The sequence below is a fragment of the Leisingera thetidis genome (genome assembly GCF_025857195.1).
Classification (GTDB): Bacteria; Pseudomonadota; Alphaproteobacteria; order Rhodobacterales; family Rhodobacteraceae; genus Leisingera; species Leisingera thetidis.
On the sequence record NZ_CP109787.1, the window covers coordinates 412,527 to 433,848 of the forward strand.

The window sequence follows — 21,322 nt, forward strand, 5'->3', positions numbered from 1 at the left end:
TGCGGCCATCGCGTCATATGACCTGGCTGTGCCTGGGGCTGGCCGCTGTTACCGTGCTGGCTGTTGTGCTGCTGCAGGACAGTGCGCTGGCGCTGGGCGTGATCTGGGGCGGGCTTGCCCTGGCGGCGGCCTGCGATCTGCTGCTGTCGGTCTCCAGCCGCAATCTGGTGCTGGAGACGGATCTGCCGGACAGCGGGTTCTCGGGCCTTACGGCGCCGTTTACGGTGCATCTGACCGCGCGCCGCGGTGCCCTGCCGCCGCGGATGGAGCTGCGCCTGACCCTGGACGACGGGCTTTCGGCACCGGCGGAGATCCTGCTTGAGCCGCGGGACGGCGGCGCCCGGGCAACCGTCCCGCTGGGCCTGCGGCGGCGGGGACTGCAGGCGGTGCGCGCCGTGGCTTTGCGCTACCGCTCGCGGCTGGGGATGTTCGAAATCCTGCCGCGCCGGCGGCTGGAGCAGTCCATCACCGTTCTGCCGAACATTCAGCCGGTGCTGTCGGGCGAGGTTCACACCCGGATGCTGCCGCTGCTGGATGGGCACCGCTCGGCCCATGTGCGCGGCGAGGGGTCCGAGTTCCACCAGCTGCGCGACTTCGTGCCCGGCATGGACCCGCGCAAGATCGACTGGAAACGCTCGGCCCGGGTGCTGGACCTTGTTGCCCGGGAAACCCGGGCCGAACGCAACCACCAGATCATGATCTGCGTCGATCACGGCCATCTGATGTCGGAAACCATTGGCACGCTCAGCAAGCTGGATCATGCGATCAACAACGCGCTGGCGCTGTGCTGGGCCGGCGGGCTGGGCGGCGATACCGTGGGGTTTTACACCTTCGGCCCGAAACCCGGCCTGATGATCCCGCCCGGCCCCGGCCGGACCGCCTTTGCGCGGATGCGCGCGGCCTGCTCCGAATTGCAGCAGAGCGATGCGGAAACCAATCACACCCTGGCGATGAGCCGCCTGTACGGCGCGCTGAACCGCCGCTCGCTGGTGGTGGTGTTCTCGGATTTCTCCGACAGCGTCACCGCCGAGCTGCTGGTCGAGAACATGGCGGTGATGAGCCGCCATCACCTGGTTCTGTATGTCGCCCTGCGCGACAGCGCGCTGGACCGGCTGGCACATCCGGAAACGCTGAGCATGGAGACGATTGCCCATGCCGTTTCCGCGGCCCGGTTCAAACAGGAGCGGGCCGGCGTGCTGGACCGGCTGAACCGGCTGGGGGTGCTGTGCCTGGACACCGGACCTGAGACGCTGACGCCGGCGCTGCTGGCGCGCTACACCGACATCAAACTGCAGGGGCTGATCTGATGGCAGAACCGCGCACCGATCCCGCCGCCGACGCCATCCGCTCCGCCCGCTTCCGCCGCGAGCGCGAGCCGGGCTGGACCAGGCTGGAACAGCTGGTGAAGCAGGCCGAGAGCTCCGGCACCGCCGCGATGAGCTATGGCGACGTGCTGGCCTTGGCCAATCTCTACCGGCAGGCGATGAACTCGCTCAGCGCCGCCCGCGCGATTTCGATGGACAAGGCGCTGCTCACCTACCTGGAGGCGCTGTGCGCCCGCGCCTATCTGGTGGTCTACGCCCCGCAGGAAAGCATTCCGGGCACGCTCGGCCGCCTGCTGGCCCGCGGCATCCCGCAGGCGGTGCGCCGTTCTGCGGTGCCGCTGCTGATCGGTTTCCTGGCGATGCTGCTGGGCGCCTTCACCGGCTATGCGCTGTTTGCCGATGATCCTTCCTGGTTTTTTACCTTTGTGCCGCCGGGCCTGTCGGACGGGCGCACGCCCGAAGCCACGTCGGAGTACCTGAGGCGCACGCTGTTCGGCAGCGGCGAGCGGTCGGGGGAGACCTTCACGGTCTTTGCCTCCTACCTGTTTTCGCACAATACGCAGATCGCGATCCTGATCTTTGCGCTGGGGGTCTTTGCGGCGGTGCCCAGTTTCGTGCTGACCTACTACAACGGCCTTATCCTGGGGGCCTTTGCCGGGATGTTCGTCCAGGCCGGGCTGGGCTATGAGCTGCTGGGCTGGCTGTCGATCCACGGCGTCACCGAGCTGTCGGCGATCTGCATCGCCTGCGCAGGCGGCGCCCGGCTGGGGCTGGCGGTGCTGCTGCCCGGCAACCGGACCCGCCGCGCGGCCTTGCACAGCAACGGCCCGGACGCGGTCAAGCTGATGATCCTGGCGGGGCTGATGCTGATTGCGGCAGCCCTGCTGGAAGGCTTCCTGCGCCAGCTGGTGCAGTCGACGGAAGCCCGCCTGGCGATCGGCTGGGGCATCGGGCTGTGCTGGCTGCTGTGGCTGACGCTGGCCGGGCGCGGCGCGGCGGCCGGACCATGAGCGTGACCGTCGACAAGGCGCTGGGCAAGCGGTTCCTCAAGAACTTCCTGCCGCCCGAGGGGGTGCCGATCCAGTTCGCGATTGCCGCGCTCGGCACCCGGTTCGGGGCGCAGACGCTGGATATCCTGATCACCTACGGAACCGGTGCGGTCCTGCTGCTGCTGCTCGCCTTCAGCGATCTGCTGGCCGGGTCGGCGCTGGTCTCGTTCTTTCTGCTGTTCGTCTTCTTTGTCCGCATTCCCTATTACATCTTCTCCGAGCTGGTCTGGAACGGCCGCACCCTGGGCAAGCGGATCACCGGCATCCGGGTGATCAGCGCTGATGGCGCCGGCCTTACCCCCTATCAGGTCACCGCCCGCAACCTGATGAAGGAGGTGGAGGTTTTCATGCCTGCCACGCTGCTGTTCGGTGCCGGGGATTTTTCCGGCTGGGAACGCCTGGCGGCGCTGGCCTGGTCCCTGAGCGTGCTGTCGGTGCCGTTCCTGAACCGGCGGCGGCAGCGGCTGGGCGACATGATCGCGGGGACATTGGTGGTGGAGCAGCCGCGCGCAGTACTGCTGCCGGACCTGACCGACAGCGCCGCCGGTGCCGCCGCGCAGTTCGTGTTCGATGCGGAGCAGCTGGCGGTCTACGGCCGCTATGAGCTGCAGACGCTGGAGGCGATCCTGCGCGATCCGCCGAAATCGCCTCAGGCGCGCAGGCATGTGTCGGAGGTGGCGCAGACGATCCGCCGCAAGATCGGCGGCCTCGACAGCCTGCCGGCCGGCGCCGAATGGGATTTCCTGCTGGAATTCTACCGCCAGCAGCGCGCGTTTCTCGAAAGCCGCCATCTGCTGGGCGACAGCCGCGAGAACAAGCATCATGCGGCGGCGCCCAAGCCGCCGGGGCAGGGGGCCGCCTGAAGACGCTGCGGCCGGGGCTATTGGTCTTCGCCAGGCACCTGAAAATACGCCGGGAAGAACGCCCGAGCGGTGATCGTGCAAATCTCTATTGCGGCCTGCCGGTCAAATTCATCGGGATGGGCGTGGAAATCGGTCCACAACCCTTCCAGCAATGACAGGATGGCCATTGCCACCTTTTCGGGGCCGCCATGGGTGCCGCTTTCTGCACACAGGACCCTGCAGCAGCGGCGCACATGATCATAAAGCGCAGTGCCGCGGGTTTCGATGTAATCCGGGCCAAGCGCCTGCAGGCCGGGTTCGGCGCGGAACGCAAAGGTCAGCCGCGCGCTGCGCTTGTTGAGCACAGCTTCGGAAAAATCTGTCTTGAACAGCGCCTGCAGGCGGGCGGCGGCCCCCTCGGGCGATGCCTCCTCGTCCGCGGCCTGGCTGGAGAAGCTCTGCCAGGCTGAATTGTATTCCCGTGTCATGTGGGCGGCGAGTTCGCGAATCAGATTTTCTTTGGACTTGAAATGCAGGTTGATCATGCCGCGGGACAGGCCCGATTCTTCCTGAATGCGGCTGATGGTGGTGCCGCTGACACCATGCCTCAGGATCACGCTTGCGGTGGCGTCCAGCAGCACTTCGCGGTGCAGGTCTTTGTCCACCTTCCGCTTTTTCTTTGCATCTCCGGCACTTGCCATCTGCCTGCCCCTTTTCCGTATCCGACTGGCCTGCCGCCTTTCCGGTACCTTGCCCGGGATTGCAACAAATTTCCATCGACAATGAACGATCATTCACTTAAGCATTAATGTATGAACGTTCATTCATGGATGAATCAACCCCGGACAGAGGCCCGAGATGACCAAATTTGCAAACGATTTCGAAAACTTCAAAACCTGGGACAAGGCGAACTACTTCCATCCGTGGGAAGGGCTGGAGGTTCAGGGCGCCGGCAAGCAGGACAGGACGTTCAGCGAATACGCAGAGGGCATCTATGTCTATGATGAGCACGGCAACAAGGTGATCGACGGCCCCGGCGGCATGTGGTGCATGCAGCTTGGCTACGGCAACACCGAGATTGCCGATGCGATGGCCGATCAGGCCCGCAAGATGGCCTATTGCTCCCCTTTCAGCGAGGCCACGTCGGTGAGCGCCGCGTTCGCCCATGCGATTGCCGAACGGGCACCGGGCGACCTCAACCGGGTCTATTTCACCACCGGCGGCTCCACCGCGGTCGATACCGCCATCCGTTTTGTCCACTTCCGCAACAACCTGCTGGGCAAGCCGGCCAAGAAGCGCATCATCACCCGGGCCCATGCCTATCACGGCGGCACCTATCTGACCGCCTCGCTCAGCGGCAAGCCGAGCGAGCGCCAGTGGTTCGACACCGACCAGTCCATCCCGCATTTCCTGCCCGACGTGAACGCTTTCCGCCGCCCCCAGGGCATGAGCATCGAGAGCTTCCTCGACGAGAAGGTCGCGGATCTGGAAAACGCCATTCTGGAGCTGGGCGCGGACAATGTCGCCGCCTTCATTGCTGAGCCGGTGCTGGGCTCCGGCGGCGTAATCGTGCCGCCCGCGGGCTACCACCAGCGCTGCCTGGAGATCTGCCGCAAGCATGACGTGCTGTACATCTCGGATGAGGTCGTCACCGGTTTCGGCCGCCTGGGCCACTGGTTCGCCTCCGAAGAGCTGTTCGGCATCACCCCCGACATCATCACCTGCGCCAAGGGGCTGACCTCCGGCTATGCGCCGATGGGGGCCGCGATCTTCTCCGACCGGCTGTTCAAGGACATCGAGGGCGATGTCTCCAAGGACGTCTATTTCACCAGCGGCTACACCTATTCCGGCCATCCGGTCTGCGCTGCCGCGGGCCTCAAGAACATCGAGATCTTCGAGCGCGACGGCATTCTGGAGCATGTCCGCAAGGTGACTCCGCATTTCCAGAAACGCCTGCACCAGATGCTGGACCTGCCGCTGATCGTGGATGTGCGCGGCATGGGGCTGGTCGGCTGCATCGAATGCTCGCTGACCCGCGACGGCCAGGCCAGCGCCGAGATCGACGCCACCATCGGCGCCGTGATCGACGCCCGCTGCCAGGAACTGGGCCTGATGGTCCGCCCCTACGGCAACATGGCGATCTTCTCGCCGCCGCTGGTGATCACCGAGGCGCAGATCGACGAGATGTTCGACATGCTGACCGAAGGCGTGCAGCGCGCAACCCGGGAACTGCTGGGCCAAGGGCTTGAGCTGGAAACCGAGCGGGGCTGAGGCCCCCAGCGGGCAAGCAAAACACCAACACGGGAGGGAATTATGAAAACCAAGCTGACAATCAGCCTGCTGGCCGGGACGGCCGCCGTCTGGGGGGCTGCCGCGGCGGCGGAGGGCGAACTGGTGATCTATAACTGGAGCGACTACCTCGATCCTGCGATCATCGAATCCTTCGAGGCCGAAACCGGGATCGACGTCACCTATGACACCTATGATTCCAACGCGATGCTGGAAACCAAGGTGCTGGCAGGCAGTTCCGGCTATGACATCATCGTGCCGTCCTCCACCGGCACTGCGCGGCTGATCTCGGCCGGCGTGCTGCAGAAGATCGACAAGTCCAAGATCCCCAACCTGCAGCACATCTGGCCCAAGATCGCCGGGCTGATCGAGACTTTCGATCCGGGCAATGAATACCTGGTGCCCTACAACTGGTGGACCTTCGGCATCGCCTACAACTCCGGCAAGCTGGCCGAGCGCCTGGGCGCGGACCACCCCAAATCCTGGGACCTGCTGTTCGACCCGGAGATTTCCGGCAAGCTGGCCGATTGCAGCGTGATGATCGCGGATTCGCCGGTTGACGTGATCGGTGCCGCGCTGATCGACATGGGCCAGGATCCGAACACCAGCGACAAGGAGCAGATCGCGGCGGCCGGCGCGCATATCGGCGCGATCCGGGACAATATCGCCCAGATCTCCACCGACGGCATGATCGGCGCCCTGTCGGACGGCGATGCCTGCCTCGGCCTGACCTGGAGCGGCGATGCCTATTGGGCGGCGGACGGCGCCAAGGAGGCCGGCAATGGCGTCACCCTGGAATACATCATTCCGGAAGAGGGCACGCTGCTCGACTTTGACGGCCTCGCCATTCTGGCCGACGCCAGGAACGTGGACGAGGCCCACGCCTTCCTGAACTACCTGCTGCAGCCCTCGGTGTCGGCACAGAACGCCAATTACATCCGCTACGGCAGCGCCAATCTGACCGCGCAGGCCGAAATCGACCCGGCGCTGACCGGCAACCCCGCCGTCTACCCGACCGAGGAAACGATGGAGATGCTGACCACCCCGGTGCTGCAGGACCGCAAGACCGAGCGCCTTTACACCCGCACCTGGTCGAAGGTCCGCACCGGCCAGTGACCAGACGCGCGGCTTGCGGGCCGCGCATCCTTAGCCCTGCCGCGGCGCCCGCTCAAGCCGCGGCAGGGATCTGCAACAGGGAACCTGCACCAATGAACTTCCATGATCCGGCCAGCGCCGCCGCCCAGGCCGGCCCGGCCAGTCCGCAAGCGGCAGCCCGCACACCCTTGATCCGGTTCGAGAACGTAACCAAGACCTTTGGCAGCTTCACCGCGATCTCGGATCTGAATCTGGACATTCAGGAACGCGAGTTCTTCTCGCTGCTCGGCCCCTCCGGCTGCGGCAAGACCACGATGATGCGGCTGCTGGCCGGGTTCGAGGAGGTGACGTCGGGCCGTGTCCTGCTGGACGGGCAGGACCTGACCGGCATTCCCGCGAACCGGCGCCCGATCAACATGATGTTCCAGTCCTATGCGCTGTTCCCGCATATGTCGGTGGCGAAAAACATCGGTTTCGGCCTCAAGCAGGAGCGCTGGAAGAAGCGCGACATCCAGGACCGCGTCGACGAAATGCTGGCGCTGGTGCAGCTCGAAGGCTTTGCCGACCGCAAGCCGCACCAGCTGTCCGGCGGCCAGATGCAGCGGGTGGCGCTGGCGCGCTCGCTGGCCAAGAAGCCCAAGGTGCTTCTGCTGGACGAGCCGCTGGGCGCGCTCGACAAGAAGCTGCGCGAGGAGACCCAGTTCCAGCTGATGGACGTGCAGGACCGGCTGGGCCTCACCTTCATCATCGTCACCCACGACCAGGAGGAGGCGATGACCGTCTCCTCGCGCATTGCGGTGATGAAGGCGGGCAGGCTGCTGCAGACCGATACCCCCGCACGGATCTATGAACATCCGGCGTCAAGCTATGTCGCCGATTTCATTGGCAACGTGAACCTGATCGATATTGAGCTCGCAGGCATGGAGGGCGATCTGGCGCTGGCCCGCTGGGATGGCGGCACCCGGCTGGCGATCCGCCCGCAGCCCGAGGATGTGCTGGTGCCCGGCGCGCGCAAGAAACTGGTGCTGCGCCCGGAAAAGATCCACGTCACCAAGGACCAGCCGGCGGCAGCTGCCAACGTGAACATGGTGCAGGGCACGGTCGAGGAGATCTCCTATACCGGCAGCGCCTCCACCTTCCTGGTGCGGCTCGACGGCGGCATGCTGATCCGTGCGCAGGAGGCAAACCGGCTGCTGACCTCGCGCCGGGAGGTGGACTGGAACGACCGGGTCTGGCTCAGCTGGCGCGCCGGCGCCTGCGTGCTGGTCGACGCGTGAGGGCATGGCCATGAACGCGTCCCGCAAGCTTCTGATCCTTACGCCGTACCTGTGGCTGGGCCTGTTCTTCCTGGTGCCCTTCCTGATCGTCATCAAGATTTCGCTGTCGGATTCCGTCACCGCCAGCCCGCCCTATGCCCCGACCTTCAGCCTCGATGAGGGGCTTGCGGGCCTGCGGGCCTCCCTTGCGGCGCTGGATTTCGAGAATTTCACCTGGCTGGCCGAGGACGGCATCTACTTCAAGGCCTACCTCAACAGCGTCAAGGTCGCCGCAATCGCGACGCTGATCACCCTGCTGATCGGCTACCCGGTGGCCTATGCCATGGCCAAGGCGCCGCAGGACTGGCGCAAGACGCTGCTGCTGCTGGTGATCCTGCCGTTCTGGACCAGCTTCCTGATCCGCATCTACGCCTGGATCGGCATCCTCAAGAACGAGGGCTTCCTGAACCTCGCCCTGATGAAGCTCGGCATCATCGACCAGCCGCTGGCGATCATCCACACCGAAATCGCGGTCTATGTCGGCATCGTCTACTCCTACCTGCCGTTCATGATCCTGCCGCTTTACGCCTCGCTGGAGCGGATCGACGGGCGGCTGCTGGAAGCGGCCGAGGACCTCGGCTGCGGCGCCTTTGCCGCCTTCCGCCAGATCACCCTGCCGCTGTCGCTGCCGGGGGTGGTTGCGGGCTGCTTCCTGGTCTTCATCCCGGCGATCGGCGAGTTCGTGATCCCTGACCTGCTGGGCGGCTCCGGCACGCTGATGATCGGCAAGACCCTGTGGCTCGAATTCTTCTCCAACCGCGACTGGGGCGTGGCGGCGGCGGTGGCCATCGTGCTGCTGACCATCCTGATCGTGCCGATCGTGCTGTTCCAGCGCCACCAGCAGAAACACCAGGAGGAACTGGGATGATCCGCCGCTTCAACATGTTCAACCTGACATCGCTGACCTTCGGCTTTGTCTTCCTCTACCTGCCGCTCCTGCTGGTGGTGATCTACTCCTTCAACGACTCCCGGCTGGTCACCGTCTGGGGCGGCTTCAGCACCAAATGGTATGGCATCGTGCTGAACAACGAGGCTTATCTGGAAGCCGCCTGGATCACCCTGCGCATCGCCTTTGTCTCGGCGACGCTGGCCACGGTGCTGGGCACGCTCAGCGCGGTTGTCATGGTGCGCGCGGGGTCCTTTCCGGGACGCACGCTGTTTTCCGGCATGATTTTTGCACCGCTGGTGATGCCCGAGGTTGTGACCGGCCTGTCGCTGCTGTTGCTGTTTGTCGCCATCGGCCTTGACCGCGGCTTCTGGACCATCACCATTGCCCATGCGACCTTTTCCATGTGCTATGCTTCGGTGGTGGTCTCCTCCCGGCTGGCCAGCTTCGACCGCGCGCTGGAGGACGCGGCGCTGGATCTGGGCTGCACGCCGGTCTCGGCCTTCCGCCAGGTGACCCTGCCGGTAATCGCGCCTGCGGTGATCTCGGCCTGGCTGTTGTCCTTCACCCTGTCGCTCGACGACCTGGTGATCGCCACCTTCTCCTCCGGACCCGGCTCCACCACCCTGCCGATGAAGCTCTATTCTTCTGTCCGGCTGGGCGTTTCGCCCGAGATCAACGCGCTTTCGACCATGCTGATCGGCATCGTCACCTTCGGCGTCATTGCCGCCTCGCTGATCAACCGGCGGCAAGAACGGCGCCAGCAGCAAGACACCCGCGCGGCGGCGGCCGCTGCGTGACACGCTCTCAAACCAGATTGGATACAGCAATGCCCTACAACATGTCCCAGTTCTTCATCGGCGGCCGCTGGACGGATCCCCTCGGCAGCGGTTCCGCGGATGTGATCAACCCCGCCACCGAACAGCCGCTCGGCCTGCTCGCGCTGGGCAGCGAGGCGGATGTCAATGCCGCTGTGGCCGCAGCCAAAGCCGCGCTGCCCGGCTTTGCCGCCAGCAGCCGCGAGGAGCGCATCGCGCTGCTCGAAAGGGTGCTGGAGGTCTATACCGCCCGTGCGGATGACTTCGCGAAAGCCATTTCGCTGGAGATGGGCGCCCCGATCACCATGTCGCGCGACATGCAGGCCCAGGCAGGCATCGATCACCTGGAGGCCGTCATCGCCGGCCTGAAGGCGCTCGATTTCGAGGAGACACTGGACAACGGCGACACGCTGGTGCGGATGCCGGTTGGCGTCTGCGGGCTGATCACGCCATGGAACTGGCCGGTCAACCAGATCGTGCTGAAGGTCGCGCCGGCACTGGCCGCAGGCTGCACCATGGTGCTGAAACCTTCGGAACTGACGCCGCTGTCGGCGATCCTCTATGCCGAAGTGCTGCAGGAGGCCGGCGTGCCCGCGGGTGTCTTCAACCTCGTCCACGGCGACGGCCCGGTGGCGGGTGCCGCACTGTCGCGCCACCCGGATGTGTCGATGATGTCCTTCACCGGCTCCACCCGCGGCGGCGTTGCGGTGACGCGGGATGCGGCGGAAACCGTCAAGAAGGTGGCGCTGGAACTGGGCGGCAAATCCCCGAACCTGGTGTTTGCAGACTGCGACCTGGAAACCGCCATTTCCGAAGGGGTCGAGGCCTGCTTCATCAACACCGGGCAAAGCTGCGACGCCGCCACCCGGATGCTGGTCGAGCGCAGCGTTTATACCCGCGCGGTCGAGCTGGCGCAGGCGAAATGCGCGGAGATGCCGGTGGGCAACCCGGCTGAGCCCGGCGATCACATGGGGCCGCTGTCCAGCGCGCAGCAATACGCCCGCGTGCAGGCGATGATCGCAGCCGGCATCGCCGAAGGCGCGCGGCTGGTGGCCGGCGGGCCGGGCAGACCGGAAGGGTTCGAGACCGGTTTTTACGCCCGTCCCACCATTTTTGCCGATGCGGACAACGCGATGCGCATTGCGCAGGAGGAGATCTTCGGCCCGGTGCTGGTGATGATCCCCTTCGGCAGCGAAGAAGAGGCCATCGAAATCGCCAATGACTCGCCTTATGGCCTGTCGGCCTATGTGCAGACCGGCGACAGCGCCCGTGCGGCGCGGGTTGCCCGGGCCCTTCAGTCCGGCATGGTGAACGTGAACGGCGCCTTCCTCGGCGCGGGCTCGCCATTCGGCGGGGTCAAGATGTCGGGGATCGGCCGTGAGGGCGGCCGCGACGGCATTCTCGAATTCCTCGAAACCAAGGTGATCGCAGCGCCCTGACGGGGCGCAGCCGGAACGGACTGACGCAATGCCAAACCTTCGCCGTATTTACAACGCCCACGCCTATGACACTGATGCTCCCGTGGGCAGCTACTGGGACGCCACGTTGCCTGCCGCGCCCGCCTATCCGGCGCTGGACGGCGGCCGCCGCACGGGCGTGGCCATTATCGGCGCGGGCTACACCGGCCTCAGCGCGGCGCTGCATCTGGCCCGCGACCACGGCGAGGCGCCGCTGGTGATCGATGCCGCCCAGCCCGGCTGGGGCGCGTCGGGGCGCAATGCCGGCTTCTGCGGTTTCGGAGGTGCCAAGCTCGGCGACGCGGAGATCATCCGCCGCTTCGGCGAGCAGGACCTGCGCGCCTTCTACAGCGCCCAGAAAGAGGCGGTGGCCCTGGTCCGGGGCCTCACTTCCACCGGCGGCATCGCGGCAGAGGCGCAGGCGGAGGGCGAATACTGTCTGGCCCATAGCGCCCAGGCGGCCCGCGCGCTGCCGGAACTGGCCGCGGGCCTCAGCCGCTATGCCGGGGTGGACTGCCCGGTGCTGACGGCGCAGGAGATGCGCCAGGAGGGGCTGCACGGGGACGGTTTCCACGGCGGGCTGCTGCTGCCCGAAGGCTTCGGCCTGAACCCGGGCAAATATGCGGCGGGCCTTGCCCGGCAGGCGCAGCAGGCAGGCGCGGTGATCCATGGCGGCACCCCGGCGCTGTCGGTGCAGGAAGATCCCGGCGGCAGCTATACCATCGAGACCCCCTCGGGCCGCATCCAGGCCGACCGGCTGATCGTCGCCAGCAACGGCTACAGCAGCGACAACCTGCCTGGCTGGCTGCGGGGGCGCTACCTGCCGGTGGTCTCGCATATCATGGTGACCCGGCCGCTGACGGACGCGGAGAAGCAGGCGCAGGGCTGGACCACCCGGCGCATTGCCTATGACACCCGCAACCTGCTGCATTATTTCCGCCTGCTGCCGGACAACCGGGTGCTGTTCGGAATGCGCGGCACCAGCAATATCACGCCCGGTTCCGTGCAGCAGATGCGGCGCCGGATCCGCCGCGACTTCGAGGCGATGTTCCCGGTGCTGGCGCAGGCGGAGACCGAATACCACTGGAGCGGCCTGGTCTGCCTGACCCGCGGCCTGACCCCCTATGCCGGGCGCATTGGCGAGTGGGACAGGGCCTGGACCGGTCTTGGCTATCACGGCGGCGGCGTGGCCATGGCCACCTACACGGGGCGGCTTCTGGCGGGGCTGGCGGCCGGACGCCCCTATGACTCGCCGCTGCCCGGACTGATGCAAGCGGTGCCACGGCCCTTTCCCCTGCCGCGGCTGCGGCGCCACTGCCTGCCTGCCGCCTATGCGTTTTACGGGATCAAAGACCGGCTCTAGGCCGGCAGCCCGCCAAGCCCGGAGCGGTTCCGGCAGAGGTCATTTGATTTCAAGCTCCGCAGCCAATCCGGCCCGGCGGGGGCGGCAGGACCCGGCGCAGGTCTCCGAACAGCAGCGGGGCCGCCCAAAGGCAGGCCAGCGCGGCGCCAAGATAGAGAAAGGCAAAGCCCAGGTCCTGCTGGGCCGAGACCAGGTAGGAATTGCAGAGTCTGACCGGCGCATGGATGTAGAGAAACCCCAGAACCCCCAGCATCGACAGCGCGTTGGCCTTGAGAAACCCGCGCAGGACCGGTCCCAGCCAGGGCCAGGACAGCCGCAGCGGCACCCCCAGAAGCAGCGGCAGGCTGAGGTATTTGGCCAGCTCTCCTGCCGGGCTCAGCGCCCAGTCCACGTTGCGCGGCAGCATCCAGAACAGGAAAGCCGTGAGGGCGGTCAGCAGCAGCGGCACCGCCCAGGCCCGCCGGCCGGTCAGGGACCAGGCCGCAACCATGCCTGCCAGCACCAGCAGCGGCATCTGCAGCAGCACATGCTGGACCGGGCTTGCCACCGCGGCCTCCCGCAGGGCAATCGCCTCCACCAGCGCCAGCAGGGCCAGGCAAGGCATCCTCATGACGGTGCCTTTTGCAGATGGGCAAGCACGGTCCCCACCGCATCGGTGTCGAACACCGCTTCAAACCGCCCGGCGCCGTTGATCACATGGATTGCCGCATTGTGCTGGAACCCGCCCCATTCGTCCGGAATCACGGTCACATCGAACAGCTCCAGCAGCTTCGGCAGGTCGCGGGGCAGGGGCCGCGCCACGGTCCACATGCCCCCGTCCGCCTGATGGGCATCGCCGTAAACCGCCATCTGCTCCGGCGTGTCGCGCGCGGGGTCGAAGCTGATGGAGATCAGCCGGGCGGGCACGCCCCGTGCCCGCAGCCGGTCCCGGACCTCGGCAAAGTCCGCGGCGGCAATCTGGCAGATATCGCCGCAGACGGTGTAGATGAACTCGACCAGCACCACCTCGCCCTGCTGCGGCCGCAGCTCGACTGCGGCACCGGCCATGTCCTCCAGCTGCACCTGCGGCACCGGACGCGGGGACATCGCCACCTCCAGCCGCCGCGCGGCCTCGCTGGTGAAGGCCTGCGCCCCGTCGGTGGCCTGCCACAGGATCCCGCCGCCGCACACGGCGGCGAGAACCGAGGGCAAGACACGGGCGGGCATCAGCCCTGACTCCGGCGCAGGCGGGCGGCGAACCGCAGGACAATGATCAGCGTTCCCAGCACCACCAGCAGGCTGAACAGGGTGCCGATCCGGTCATGGGCCAGCCATTCCTCGTAATGCACCGCCCAGCGGCGCGGGATCGAAGCGGCGCCGGAGAACAGGAACACCGTCACAAATCCGGCCGCCCCCGCGAGGTAGGTGGCAAAGGCCGCTCGGTCCAGCCCGCCCATCCGGGCAATGGTCCTGCCGCGCACCAGCCAGGCCATGAAGCCGAACGCCATCGCCACTTCGCCCAGCAGCAGATAGGTGTGGAAGTGCCCTGGCACCCACATGGTGTTGTGCATCACCTTGTTGACGCTGATCATCCCGTCAATCGAGGCCGGGATGGATCCCACCGACCAGCCGGCCACCGACAGCACCAGCAGCGCGGAGGCCAGATCCCAGGTCATCTTCGATCCGCGCACATAGAGGAATGTGGAAAACGCCGTCACCGCGATCAGGGGAATGCCGCTGAAATAGGAGACCAGCTGGCCCACCACCAGCATCCAGGGCGGCATCGCCACATCCTGCAGCAGATGGTGCCAGTAGACCGCCATCACAAAGATCAGAACCGCGTTCCAGGCAATCGCGAACACCCGGTTCGATGTCCAGGGCCTGCCGGTGTATTCCGGCAGGATCTCATACACTGCCGTCACCGCCATGTAGATCGAGGCGTTGATGAACACATGGCCGAAGAAATAGATCAGGTTCTTTGCCAGCAGCGCGTCGACCTCAAACCCCGGCACCAAGAGATGCACCAGGCTTGCCGCCAGCACCGCCGCGCCCAGGATGATGCCGATCGAGTTGAAGATGGTGACAGCAGCCGCCGCGACAATGGCAGGCGGCGGCGGATCATTGTCTTCGCGCCCCAGGATCAGGTTCCAGCCAAGGGCCCGCGCCAGGCTGCCGTAGCGGGCATGGATCCGGCGCCCCAGCTCCAGGTAATAAAGCAGGAAGCCCACCCCGATCACGGTGTAGCCCAGCATGAAAGCCGCCGCGGCACTGGCCTCCCAGGCGCCGCCGGACAGCGCGGGCAGCGGAAACAGGAATGTCCAGGCGCCGCCGTAGCCGCCGATGAAGATGGCGCCAAGGATCAGCGCAACCCCCAGCAGGAACAGGCCCAGGAACGCCCAGAAGATAGCCGCGCCCAGCACCAGGTAGCGGCCGCAGAAATACCACATGATGGCGGCCCCCGACAGCGCCGCGGTGCCGACCATGCCGGCGCCATGCGCCGTCAGGATCTGGTAGAACAAGTCCGGGTCCAGCCCGATCCACTGGCTCTGCGCCGCGCGCATGGCCAGCCCCAGAACCATCATCAGCGCAAACACCGCGCCGGACAGGATCATCGTCAGCTTGACCGCCCCGGTCTGCGGCTCAGCCGCCGCGTATCCGGATGTGAAGTTTTCGGATGCAGTGCTCATTCATTCCTCTCCCGCAACGACTTCGAATTCATTGACCATGTCGTGATGCGCCACGCCGCAGAACTCCATGCACAGGATCCGGTAGCTGCCCGGCTCTTCAAACGTGTAGGTGATCCGGGTGGTGTAGCCGGGGATCGCCTGTACCTGGGTCAGCAGCGTCAAATTGCTGTCATAGATGCCCATGCCGTGGGTGACGTCCTCGGTGGTGACATTGAACAGCACGGGCGTGCCCGCGGGGATTTCTGTGGTGTCGATATCCCACCACCACTGGCCGCCGCTGACGTTCACCTCCAGCGCATCGCCGGGGGCGGCCAGGGCGTGCGGCCATTGCCGCAACGAGCCGGCAGAGACGAGCACGCCCAGGATCGTCATCGCCCAGATCAGCCCCGTGCGTTTGCCATTGGCGCCGGGCCCCGGCGCGGGGCCGTGCGCGGCGCGCGCCGCCAGCCAGAAGGCCGCTGACAGCGCCGCCATCAGGACCAGTGAGATCAAAAGAACAACAGGCTGCATTCATCGCCCCCTTTAATAAGTATTTGGAATGCCTATTAAGATCGGCGGCAATAGCTGTCAATAAAATACGTCTTTCCAATGCATATATTTTGTGGGATGAACTCTTATGCAGATCACCAAGTTCTCAGACTACGCCCTGCGCATCCTGATTCATCTGGCCACCCACGAGGAGGGGCTGATGTCGACACGGGAAATTGCCGGGATGCAGCAGCTGCCGTTCAACCATCTGGCCAAGATTTCCCAGTGGCTGACCCACGAGGGTTATGTGGATTCGACCCGCGGACGGAACGGAGGCATGCGCCTGGCGCTGCCGCCCGAGGCAATTTCCATCGGCGGGCTGCTGCGAAAGTCCGAGCGCGGCACGCCGCTGGTGGAATGCATGAAGGAAGGTGGCGGCTGCTGCGTGATGACCCCGGCCTGCGGGCTGCTGCCGATCCTCAACGAGGCGCAGGAGGCCTTTTTTGCCGCGCTCGACAGCCGGACCCTGCGGGATGTGCTGGACGGCAACCGCGGCATGAAGAACCTGATCCGCGCGCTGGAAGCCGGCAGAGGCGCCGAATAGGCTGCTAATGCGCAACGGGGGGGCGCCTCCGTCCGTGCGGCCCCGGCAATCCGCCGCCAGTTGCCTCACTTGGCGGCGCCGGGAGCCTCTTCCTCCAGCCGCTGCCCGTCCCAGGCCTCAAACGCCACCGACAGGTGCCAGGCCTTGAAGCCGATGTAGCCAGCCAGCAGCGCCAGCATCAGCAGATACATGGCCCTGCGGAAGCGCGGGTTCTCCTCAGCCCGGGGCATCTGCGCCGTTCCAGAGGACGTAAAGCGTCAGCATCCGGATCTGGGCGCCGCTCAGGCGGCCCTCCCAGGCCGGCATGACCCCCTGGCGGCCGGCATAGATGCTGCGGTAGATCTCTTCGCGGCTGCCGCCGTAAAGCCAGCGCCCGTCGCCCAGATCCGGCGCGCCAACCTCCAGCCCGCCGCGCCCGTCATCGCCGTGGCAGGCGGTGCAGTTGTCTTCGAAAACCGTCTTTCCGCGCGCCGCAGCGGCGGCGTCATGCTCCAGCCCCGCCAGCGACAGCACGTATTCCGTCACCTCCCGGACCTGCGGTTTCTCCAGCATCCCGTCGGCGCCAAAGGCCAGCATCTGCGCGCTGCGGGTGTCGTCATGCGCGGCGTTGATCCCGTAGCGGATGCTGTATTCGATCTCTTCCGGCGTGCCCGACCACAGCCAGTGGCCGTCGGTCAGATCGGGAAAACCGGGCTGGCCGGTCAGCGCGGCGGTATGGCAGGCGGCGCAATTGTCGGCATAAAGCTTGGAGATGGCAGCGCCATAGCGCGCCTGCAGCGCCGGGTCCGCCGCCAGTGCCGCGATGTCTTCGGATGCAAAGGGCGCAAAGGCCTGCGCGCGGCCGGTGTCCGCCTGCTCGACCGCCGCTGCCACTTCGGCCCGCGAGGAATACCCGAGCAGCCCCTTGGCATAGCCGGTGACAGCAGGGAACGAGGGATACAGAACCCAGAACAGCACCGATACAGCGATGCTGATCCACAGCGCCCAGCGGGAGGCCCAGGGCACCGGCGTGTCCATTTCCTTGATGCCGTCCCATTCGTGGCCGGTCAGCTCGGTACCGGAGACCGGATCCTTTTCCCTTACTGCCATGGCTGGTCCTCCCGCCCGTCGAGCGGAGACTGCGCCGCATCGTCATACATCCGACGGCGGGACGGCCAATAGGTCCAGACCGCGGCCGCCACGAAAACCGCAAGCAGGTAGACCGCGCCCCAGGTCTTCGAGAACACCAGAACGGCATCATGGGTCATCGGTAGCTCTCCTCGGGGTCCAGCGTGTCCAGATCGGCCAGGGTGCCCAGCATCTGCAGATAGGCGACCAACGCGTCCATTTCCGTCAGCTGTCCGGGCTGGCCGTCAAAGTCGCGCACCTGCACGTTGCCGCCATAGCTCTCCTGCAGCTCGCCTTCGAAATTCTGCTCGAAATCCGCCTGCCGGACAGCGTCCTTCCCGGCGGTTTCGATCTGCGCCTCGGTATAGGGCACGCCGGCACGGCTCAGCGCCCGCAGGGCCGCGGGCAGGTAATCCGTTGCCAGCCGGGTCTGCGACAGGAAGGCATAGCCGGGCATCACCGATCCTTCCACCAGCTCCCGCGGCGCCTCAAGATGCGCCACATGCCAGGCGTCCGAATACTTGCCGCCGATCCGCGCCAGATCCGGCCCGGTGCGTTTCGATCCCCATTGGAACGGATGGTCATACATGCTTTCAGCCGCCAGGCTGTAATGGCCGTAACGCTCCACATCCGAGCGCAGGGTGCGGATCATCTGGCTGTGGCAGGCATAGCAGCCCTCGCGGATGTAAATGTCGCGCCCGGCCAGCTCCAGCGGCGTATAGGGGCGCATGCCCTCGACCTTCTCGACGGTGTTCTCGATGGTGAACAGCGGCGCGATCTCGACGATGCCGCCGATCGAGGCCACCAGCAGGATCGCCATGGCAAACCCCAGCGAGTGGCGTTCCAGCTTTTGATGCTGCGTGCTCATATCCCGTTACTCCGCCGGCTGCTGGGCCAATGGCCCGGTTTGCCCGCTCCGGGCCTTCCGCGGCCCGCTCACCGTCATGCAGATGTTGTAGGCGCCGATGCAGGCTCCGATCAGATACAGCAGCCCGCCCACGGCGCGCGCCACATAGTAGGGGTGCATCTCAACCACGCTGTCGAGGAAGGAATAGAGAAAGGCGCCATCGGCATCATAGGTCTGCCACATCAGCGACTGGGTGATGCCGCTGTTCCACATCGCGCCGACGTAGATCAGCGTTCCCGACAGGGCGAGCCAGAAGTGCCAGGCCTCCAGCCTGAGGGAATAGACGCCGTCGCGTTTCCAGACCCAGGGCACCATCTTGTACATCGCGCCGAAGGTGATGAAGGCAACCCAGCCCAAAGCACCGGCATGCACATGGCCCACGGTCCAGTCGGTATAGTGGCTCAGCGAATTGACCGGGCGGATCGCCATGAACGACCCCTCGAAGGTCGACAGCCCGTAAAACAGGACCGCCACCATCATGAACCGCACCGCCGGGTCGGTGCGCACCTTGTCCCAGGCGCCGTTGATGGTCAGGATGCCGTTGAACACCGAGGCCCAGCTGGGCACCAGCAGGATGATCGACATGGTCATGCCCAGGTACTGCACCCAATCCGGCAGTGCGGTGTAATGCAGATGGTGCGACCCGGCCCAGAGATACAGGAAGGTGATCCCCCAGAAGCCGACAATCGACATCCGGTAGGAATAGATCGGCCGGTTCACCGCCTTGGGCAGGAAGTAGTAAAGCATCCCCAGGAACCCTGCGGTCAGCAGGAAGCCCACCGCATTATGGCCGTACCACCACTGCGTCATCGCGTCCTGGGTGCCTGCAAACAGCGCATAGCTCTTGGGGTAGGCGATGGAGACCGGCACCGCCAGGTTGTTCACCGTGTGCAGCATCGCAATCACCACGATGAAGGCCAGATAATACCAGTTGGCCACATAGATATGCGGCTCCGCCCGCCGGGCCAGGGTCCTGAGGTACAGCGTCAGGTAGCCGATCCAGACCACCAGCAGCAGCAGATCCGCATACCATTCCGGCTCGGCGTATTCCTTGGACTGGGTGATGCCCAGCAGATAGCCGCTGGCCGACACCGTCAGGAACAGGTTGTAGCCCCAGAACACCAGCCAGGGCAGGGTCTCGCTGGCCAGCCGCGCCCGCGAGGTCCGCTGCACCACGTAAAACGAGGTGGCAATCAGCGCGTTGCCGCCAAAGCCGAAGATCACGCCCGAGGTATGCACCGGCCGCAGCCGCCCGAAATTGGACCAGGACATATCGCCGTTCAGCGCCGGGAAGGCCAGCTGCCAGGCCAGGATGTCGCCGGCGGCAAAGCCCGCGATGGCCCAGATCAGCGCCGCAATCACGCCAAAGCGGATCACCCTGTCATTGTAGGCCTGCGGCACCTCCGCCGGGCCATCGCTGAGGCGGTTCAGCATCCACATGATGCCGCCGCCGGCGGCCAGGGCGATCAGCCAGCCATGCAGCACATATCCCAGCGGCACGCCCCAGCCGAGGATGGCAAGCCCGCCCGCCATGACCAGAAACAGCACGCAGAGGAGTACGGCTGCTTCTATGTTCACTCTATGCAGCATCGGGGGCCTCCTGCCGGTAGAACCGGACCTCGAAGTCCGCTTCGCCAAGCGCCTCGACCGAATGGGCCTCCTGCGGCGCAAAGACGGCGGTTTCACCCGGTTTCACAACCGCGTCTTTCCGGCCGTCGCGGCGCAGCAGCAGCTGCCCGCTTTGCACCGCCAGCTGGCCCCATACACCCGCCTTGGTGCGGTGATCCTTGCGCAGCGCGTCCGGCAGGGTCCGGTCGGTAAACCGCGAGGTGGCGTACTGCACGGCGTCTTCGGGAAGTGCCTCAGTCATTCAACTCTCTCCATGAAACAGGTCCGCGTAGGCGTGCCAGGTCGCATAGCCGAGCAGCGGAAAGATCACCGCCAGCCCCAGCAGGCCGGTCAGCACCCCAAGCGCGGTCAGAATGGTGATGGCGGCGCCCCACCAGACCGACAGCCGGAAATTATGGGTGGCGGCATTGAAGCTCAGCGCCATGGCGGAGAACCCGTCGATCCTGCGCTCCACCAGCATCGGCAGCGAATAGGCCGAGACCGCGAACCCAAGCGCCGCAAACAGCCCGCCGGTGAGCGACCCGGCCGCCAGCAGCATCCAGCCCGCCGGGGTGCTGACCATCAGCAGGAGCGTGTCAGCGAAGCCGGCAAAGGGGCGCAGCCCGTAGACGATGGCAAACAGCACCGTCGCCGCCCGGATCCAGGTCAGCGCAAACACCATCAGGATGGCGCCCACCAGGGCGATCTGCGTTTTCGAGGCCACCTCGCGCCGCCCGCGGGCCACAGAATACAGCCCCACCGTCGCAACCGGCCCGACCAGCACGCCGCCGGCCAGCAGCGGCAGCAGCATCCAGCCCATGCCGCTGGCGGCCAGCAGCCAGACCGTCAGCCAGCCCAGCAGCACCAGCGCGGCGCCGTAGCCCAGCGAATATCCGGGATTGCGCCGCAGGTCGGCCCAGCCTGCCGCCAGCCAGCGCCGCACAACGGAGGCAGGGGGCTCTGCAATGATCCGGGCCTTGGAATAAACCGTATCCGTCATGCCTGTCGTGCCTCGCTCCAGCGTTCCGGCCCGGCGGCAAAGGCCGCCGCCCTCCGGGCAGTATACCGCGTTCCGGCCCCGGATTGTGCTGCTTGGCTCATGCCAGCACCGGCGGCAGGCTGCCGCCGCGCCGGAAGGTCTCGATGCCGTAAGACAGCCCCTTGCCGATGCGGTCCGCCAGATCGGCGATGGCGCGCGCGGTTTCCGGTGCCAGCTCGCGCTCGGCGGTGTCGCGGAACAGGGCCAGCCAGACCGGGAAATGCTCCGGCCGGATATCTGCGTTGGCAAGATGCATCTGCATCGGATTGCCGTCATAACCCGGCTCCCGCAGGATTGCCCCGCGCCAGAAGGCGGCGATCTTTTCCTCATGCGCCGCCCAGTCGCCGACCGCTGCATCAAACACCGGCCCCAGCACCGCATCCGCACGGACCCGGGCATAAAAGCTGGCGACCAGCCTGCGGATCTCTGCCGTGCTGATGTCAAATTTCCGGGGCCGTTCCGGCGGGGCATGGGCCATCAGTT

24 protein-coding genes are annotated in these 21,322 nt (G+C 65.9%); 11 read left to right on the forward strand and 13 right to left on the reverse strand.

What is annotated here, in order from left to right; genetic code table 11:
- Nucleotides 1-17: 17 nt before the first annotated feature.
- The 3 genes from OKQ63_RS02040 to OKQ63_RS02050 are packed head-to-tail and all read left to right on the forward strand — an operon-like array spanning nucleotide 18 to nucleotide 3,237.
- The gene (locus OKQ63_RS02040) at nucleotides 18-1,307 is read left to right on the forward strand and encodes a DUF58 domain-containing protein (protein WP_264212312.1); all 1,290 of its coding nucleotides are present in this window, start codon (nucleotides 18-20) and stop codon (nucleotides 1,305-1,307) included.
- Nucleotides 1,307-2,335, forward strand: coding sequence for a stage II sporulation protein M (locus OKQ63_RS02045; protein ID WP_264212313.1), 1,029 nt, complete (start codon nucleotides 1,307-1,309; stop codon nucleotides 2,333-2,335). The genes OKQ63_RS02040 and OKQ63_RS02045 overlap by 1 nt, the downstream gene beginning before the upstream one ends.
- Nucleotides 2,332-3,237, forward strand: coding sequence for an RDD family protein (locus tag OKQ63_RS02050; protein ID WP_264212314.1), 906 nt, complete (start codon nucleotides 2,332-2,334; stop codon nucleotides 3,235-3,237). Before OKQ63_RS02045 ends, OKQ63_RS02050 begins: the two co-directional genes overlap by 4 nt.
- 17 nt (nucleotides 3,238-3,254) lie before the next feature.
- Here the strand turns inward: OKQ63_RS02050 and OKQ63_RS02055 are convergent, their stop codons facing one another.
- Nucleotides 3,255-3,881 carry a TetR/AcrR family transcriptional regulator gene (locus tag OKQ63_RS02055; protein WP_264212315.1) on the reverse strand — a complete coding sequence of 209 codons (627 nt, stop codon included), beginning with the start codon at nucleotides 3,879-3,881 and terminating at the stop codon, nucleotides 3,255-3,257.
- A 193-nt stretch (nucleotides 3,882-4,074) separates the two neighbouring features.
- On the opposite strand from OKQ63_RS02055, the gene OKQ63_RS02060 reads away from it, so the two are divergent.
- The 7 genes from OKQ63_RS02060 (at nucleotide 4,075) to OKQ63_RS02090 (ending at nucleotide 12,440) form a co-directional block, all read left to right on the forward strand.
- Complete coding sequence (locus OKQ63_RS02060) at nucleotides 4,075-5,487, forward strand: aminotransferase (protein ID WP_264212316.1); 1,413 nt, start codon at nucleotides 4,075-4,077, stop codon at nucleotides 5,485-5,487.
- 42 nt (nucleotides 5,488-5,529) lie between these two features.
- On the forward strand, nucleotides 5,530-6,621 hold the full coding sequence (locus OKQ63_RS02065) for an extracellular solute-binding protein (RefSeq protein WP_264212317.1): 1,092 nt from the start codon (nucleotides 5,530-5,532) through the stop codon (nucleotides 6,619-6,621).
- Between the two features lie 92 nt (nucleotides 6,622-6,713).
- Nucleotides 6,714-7,877 carry an ABC transporter ATP-binding protein gene (locus tag OKQ63_RS02070; RefSeq protein WP_264212318.1) on the forward strand — a complete coding sequence of 388 codons (1,164 nt, stop codon included), beginning with the start codon at nucleotides 6,714-6,716 and terminating at the stop codon, nucleotides 7,875-7,877.
- A 10-nt stretch (nucleotides 7,878-7,887) separates the two neighbouring features.
- Nucleotides 7,888-8,784, forward strand: a complete 897-nt coding sequence (locus tag OKQ63_RS02075) for an ABC transporter permease subunit (protein ID WP_264212319.1) — start codon at nucleotides 7,888-7,890, stop codon at nucleotides 8,782-8,784.
- Nucleotides 8,784-9,602 (forward strand): ABC transporter permease, encoded by an 819-nt coding sequence (locus OKQ63_RS02080; protein ID WP_264213860.1) that lies wholly within the window; start codon nucleotides 8,784-8,786, stop codon nucleotides 9,600-9,602. The genes OKQ63_RS02075 and OKQ63_RS02080 overlap by 1 nt, the downstream gene beginning before the upstream one ends.
- A gap of 29 nt (nucleotides 9,603-9,631) precedes the next feature.
- Nucleotides 9,632-11,059 (forward strand): aldehyde dehydrogenase family protein, encoded by a 1,428-nt coding sequence (locus OKQ63_RS02085; RefSeq protein ID WP_264212320.1) that lies wholly within the window; start codon nucleotides 9,632-9,634, stop codon nucleotides 11,057-11,059.
- Between the two features lie 28 nt (nucleotides 11,060-11,087).
- Complete coding sequence (locus OKQ63_RS02090) at nucleotides 11,088-12,440, forward strand: NAD(P)/FAD-dependent oxidoreductase (RefSeq protein ID WP_264212321.1); 1,353 nt, start codon at nucleotides 11,088-11,090, stop codon at nucleotides 12,438-12,440.
- Nucleotides 12,441-12,489: 49 nt separating this feature from the next.
- On the opposite strand, the gene OKQ63_RS02095 is transcribed toward OKQ63_RS02090, so the two are convergent.
- Genes OKQ63_RS02095 through OKQ63_RS02110 form a run of 4 tightly spaced genes read right to left on the reverse strand, consistent with a single transcriptional unit; the run spans nucleotide 12,490 to nucleotide 15,616 of the window.
- Nucleotides 12,490-13,050, reverse strand: a complete 561-nt coding sequence (locus tag OKQ63_RS02095; RefSeq protein ID WP_264212322.1) for a hypothetical protein — start codon at nucleotides 13,048-13,050, stop codon at nucleotides 12,490-12,492.
- On the reverse strand, nucleotides 13,047-13,646 hold the full coding sequence (locus OKQ63_RS02100) for an SCO family protein (protein WP_264212323.1): 600 nt from the start codon (nucleotides 13,644-13,646) through the stop codon (nucleotides 13,047-13,049). The genes OKQ63_RS02095 and OKQ63_RS02100 overlap by 4 nt, the downstream gene beginning before the upstream one ends.
- The gene (locus tag OKQ63_RS02105) at nucleotides 13,646-15,106 is read right to left on the reverse strand and encodes a cbb3-type cytochrome c oxidase subunit I (protein ID WP_264212324.1); all 1,461 of its coding nucleotides are present in this window, start codon (nucleotides 15,104-15,106) and stop codon (nucleotides 13,646-13,648) included. Before OKQ63_RS02105 ends, OKQ63_RS02100 begins: the two co-directional genes overlap by 1 nt.
- Nucleotides 15,107-15,616: a cupredoxin domain-containing protein gene (locus OKQ63_RS02110; RefSeq protein WP_264212325.1), complete on the reverse strand. Its 510-nt coding sequence runs from the start codon at nucleotides 15,614-15,616 to the stop codon at nucleotides 15,107-15,109. It lies immediately after the preceding gene.
- A 106-nt stretch (nucleotides 15,617-15,722) separates the two neighbouring features.
- Between OKQ63_RS02110 and OKQ63_RS02115 the strand changes: the two genes are divergently transcribed.
- Nucleotides 15,723-16,178: an RrF2 family transcriptional regulator gene (locus tag OKQ63_RS02115; RefSeq protein ID WP_264212326.1), complete on the forward strand. Its 456-nt coding sequence runs from the start codon at nucleotides 15,723-15,725 to the stop codon at nucleotides 16,176-16,178.
- Nucleotides 16,179-16,243: 65 nt separating this feature from the next.
- Here OKQ63_RS02115 and OKQ63_RS02120 read toward each other — a convergent pair whose 3' ends face one another.
- The 8 genes from OKQ63_RS02120 to OKQ63_RS02155 form a co-directional block, all read right to left on the reverse strand.
- Nucleotides 16,244-16,408: a hypothetical protein gene (locus OKQ63_RS02120; RefSeq protein WP_264212327.1), complete on the reverse strand. Its 165-nt coding sequence runs from the start codon at nucleotides 16,406-16,408 to the stop codon at nucleotides 16,244-16,246.
- A complete protein-coding gene (ccoP, locus tag OKQ63_RS02125) occupies nucleotides 16,395-17,267 on the reverse strand; it encodes a cytochrome-c oxidase, cbb3-type subunit III (RefSeq protein ID WP_264212328.1) in 873 nt (290 codons plus the stop codon). The genes OKQ63_RS02120 and ccoP overlap by 14 nt, the downstream gene beginning before the upstream one ends.
- Nucleotides 17,258-17,425, reverse strand: coding sequence for a cbb3-type cytochrome c oxidase subunit 3 (locus OKQ63_RS02130; RefSeq protein WP_264212329.1), 168 nt, complete (start codon nucleotides 17,423-17,425; stop codon nucleotides 17,258-17,260). The genes ccoP and OKQ63_RS02130 overlap by 10 nt, the downstream gene beginning before the upstream one ends.
- Entirely contained in the window at nucleotides 17,422-18,153 is a 732-nt protein-coding gene (ccoO, locus tag OKQ63_RS02135; protein ID WP_264212330.1) for a cytochrome-c oxidase, cbb3-type subunit II, read from the reverse strand. The genes OKQ63_RS02130 and ccoO overlap by 4 nt, the downstream gene beginning before the upstream one ends.
- 6 nt (nucleotides 18,154-18,159) lie before the next feature.
- The gene (ccoN, locus tag OKQ63_RS02140) at nucleotides 18,160-19,782 is read right to left on the reverse strand and encodes a cytochrome-c oxidase, cbb3-type subunit I (protein WP_264212331.1); all 1,623 of its coding nucleotides are present in this window, start codon (nucleotides 19,780-19,782) and stop codon (nucleotides 18,160-18,162) included.
- Entirely contained in the window at nucleotides 19,772-20,062 is a 291-nt protein-coding gene (locus tag OKQ63_RS02145) for a TehB-like domain-containing protein (protein ID WP_264212332.1), read from the reverse strand. Before OKQ63_RS02145 ends, ccoN begins: the two co-directional genes overlap by 11 nt.
- Nucleotides 20,063-20,800 (reverse strand): DUF2189 domain-containing protein, encoded by a 738-nt coding sequence (locus tag OKQ63_RS02150; protein ID WP_264212333.1) that lies wholly within the window; start codon nucleotides 20,798-20,800, stop codon nucleotides 20,063-20,065.
- Nucleotides 20,801-20,897: 97 nt separating this feature from the next.
- Nucleotides 20,898-21,317, reverse strand: a complete 420-nt coding sequence (locus OKQ63_RS02155) for a group III truncated hemoglobin (protein WP_264212334.1) — start codon at nucleotides 21,315-21,317, stop codon at nucleotides 20,898-20,900.
- Between the last annotated feature and the right edge of the window lie 5 nt (nucleotides 21,318-21,322).

Excerpts from the sequence above, each read along its gene's own strand:
- OKQ63_RS02130 (WP_264212329.1), bottom strand. The coding sequence starts at position 17,425 with ATGACCCATGATGCCGTTCTGGTGTTCTCGAAGACCTGGGGCGCGGTC.
- OKQ63_RS02155 (WP_264212334.1), bottom strand. The coding sequence starts at position 21,317 with ATGGCCCATGCCCCGCCGGAACGGCCCCGGAAATTTGACATCAGCACG.
- OKQ63_RS02070 (WP_264212318.1), top strand. The coding sequence starts at position 6,714 with ATGAACTTCCATGATCCGGCCAGCGCCGCCGCCCAGGCCGGCCCGGCC.
- OKQ63_RS02050 (WP_264212314.1), top strand. The coding sequence starts at position 2,332 with ATGAGCGTGACCGTCGACAAGGCGCTGGGCAAGCGGTTCCTCAAGAAC.
- OKQ63_RS02060 (WP_264212316.1), top strand. The coding sequence starts at position 4,075 with ATGACCAAATTTGCAAACGATTTCGAAAACTTCAAAACCTGGGACAAG.
- OKQ63_RS02095 (WP_264212322.1), bottom strand. The coding sequence starts at position 13,050 with ATGAGGATGCCTTGCCTGGCCCTGCTGGCGCTGGTGGAGGCGATTGCC.
- OKQ63_RS02090 (WP_264212321.1), top strand. The coding sequence starts at position 11,088 with ATGCCAAACCTTCGCCGTATTTACAACGCCCACGCCTATGACACTGAT.
- OKQ63_RS02105 (WP_264212324.1), bottom strand. The coding sequence starts at position 15,106 with ATGAGCACTGCATCCGAAAACTTCACATCCGGATACGCGGCGGCTGAG.
- OKQ63_RS02085 (WP_264212320.1), top strand. The coding sequence starts at position 9,632 with ATGCCCTACAACATGTCCCAGTTCTTCATCGGCGGCCGCTGGACGGAT.
- OKQ63_RS02045 (WP_264212313.1), top strand. The coding sequence starts at position 1,307 with ATGGCAGAACCGCGCACCGATCCCGCCGCCGACGCCATCCGCTCCGCC.
- OKQ63_RS02110 (WP_264212325.1), bottom strand. The coding sequence starts at position 15,616 with ATGCAGCCTGTTGTTCTTTTGATCTCACTGGTCCTGATGGCGGCGCTG.
- OKQ63_RS02150 (WP_264212333.1), bottom strand. The coding sequence starts at position 20,800 with ATGACGGATACGGTTTATTCCAAGGCCCGGATCATTGCAGAGCCCCCT.
- OKQ63_RS02145 (WP_264212332.1), bottom strand. The coding sequence starts at position 20,062 with ATGACTGAGGCACTTCCCGAAGACGCCGTGCAGTACGCCACCTCGCGG.
- OKQ63_RS02100 (WP_264212323.1), bottom strand. The coding sequence starts at position 13,646 with ATGCCCGCCCGTGTCTTGCCCTCGGTTCTCGCCGCCGTGTGCGGCGGC.
- ccoO (WP_264212330.1), bottom strand. The coding sequence starts at position 18,153 with ATGAGCACGCAGCATCAAAAGCTGGAACGCCACTCGCTGGGGTTTGCC.
- ccoP (WP_264212328.1), bottom strand. The coding sequence starts at position 17,267 with ATGGCAGTAAGGGAAAAGGATCCGGTCTCCGGTACCGAGCTGACCGGC.
- OKQ63_RS02120 (WP_264212327.1), bottom strand. The coding sequence starts at position 16,408 with ATGCCCCGGGCTGAGGAGAACCCGCGCTTCCGCAGGGCCATGTATCTG.
- OKQ63_RS02065 (WP_264212317.1), top strand. The coding sequence starts at position 5,530 with ATGAAAACCAAGCTGACAATCAGCCTGCTGGCCGGGACGGCCGCCGTC.
- ccoN (WP_264212331.1), bottom strand. The coding sequence starts at position 19,782 with ATGCTGCATAGAGTGAACATAGAAGCAGCCGTACTCCTCTGCGTGCTG.
- OKQ63_RS02115 (WP_264212326.1), top strand. The coding sequence starts at position 15,723 with ATGCAGATCACCAAGTTCTCAGACTACGCCCTGCGCATCCTGATTCAT.
- OKQ63_RS02040 (WP_264212312.1), top strand. The coding sequence starts at position 18 with ATGACCTGGCTGTGCCTGGGGCTGGCCGCTGTTACCGTGCTGGCTGTT.
- OKQ63_RS02075 (WP_264212319.1), top strand. The coding sequence starts at position 7,888 with ATGAACGCGTCCCGCAAGCTTCTGATCCTTACGCCGTACCTGTGGCTG.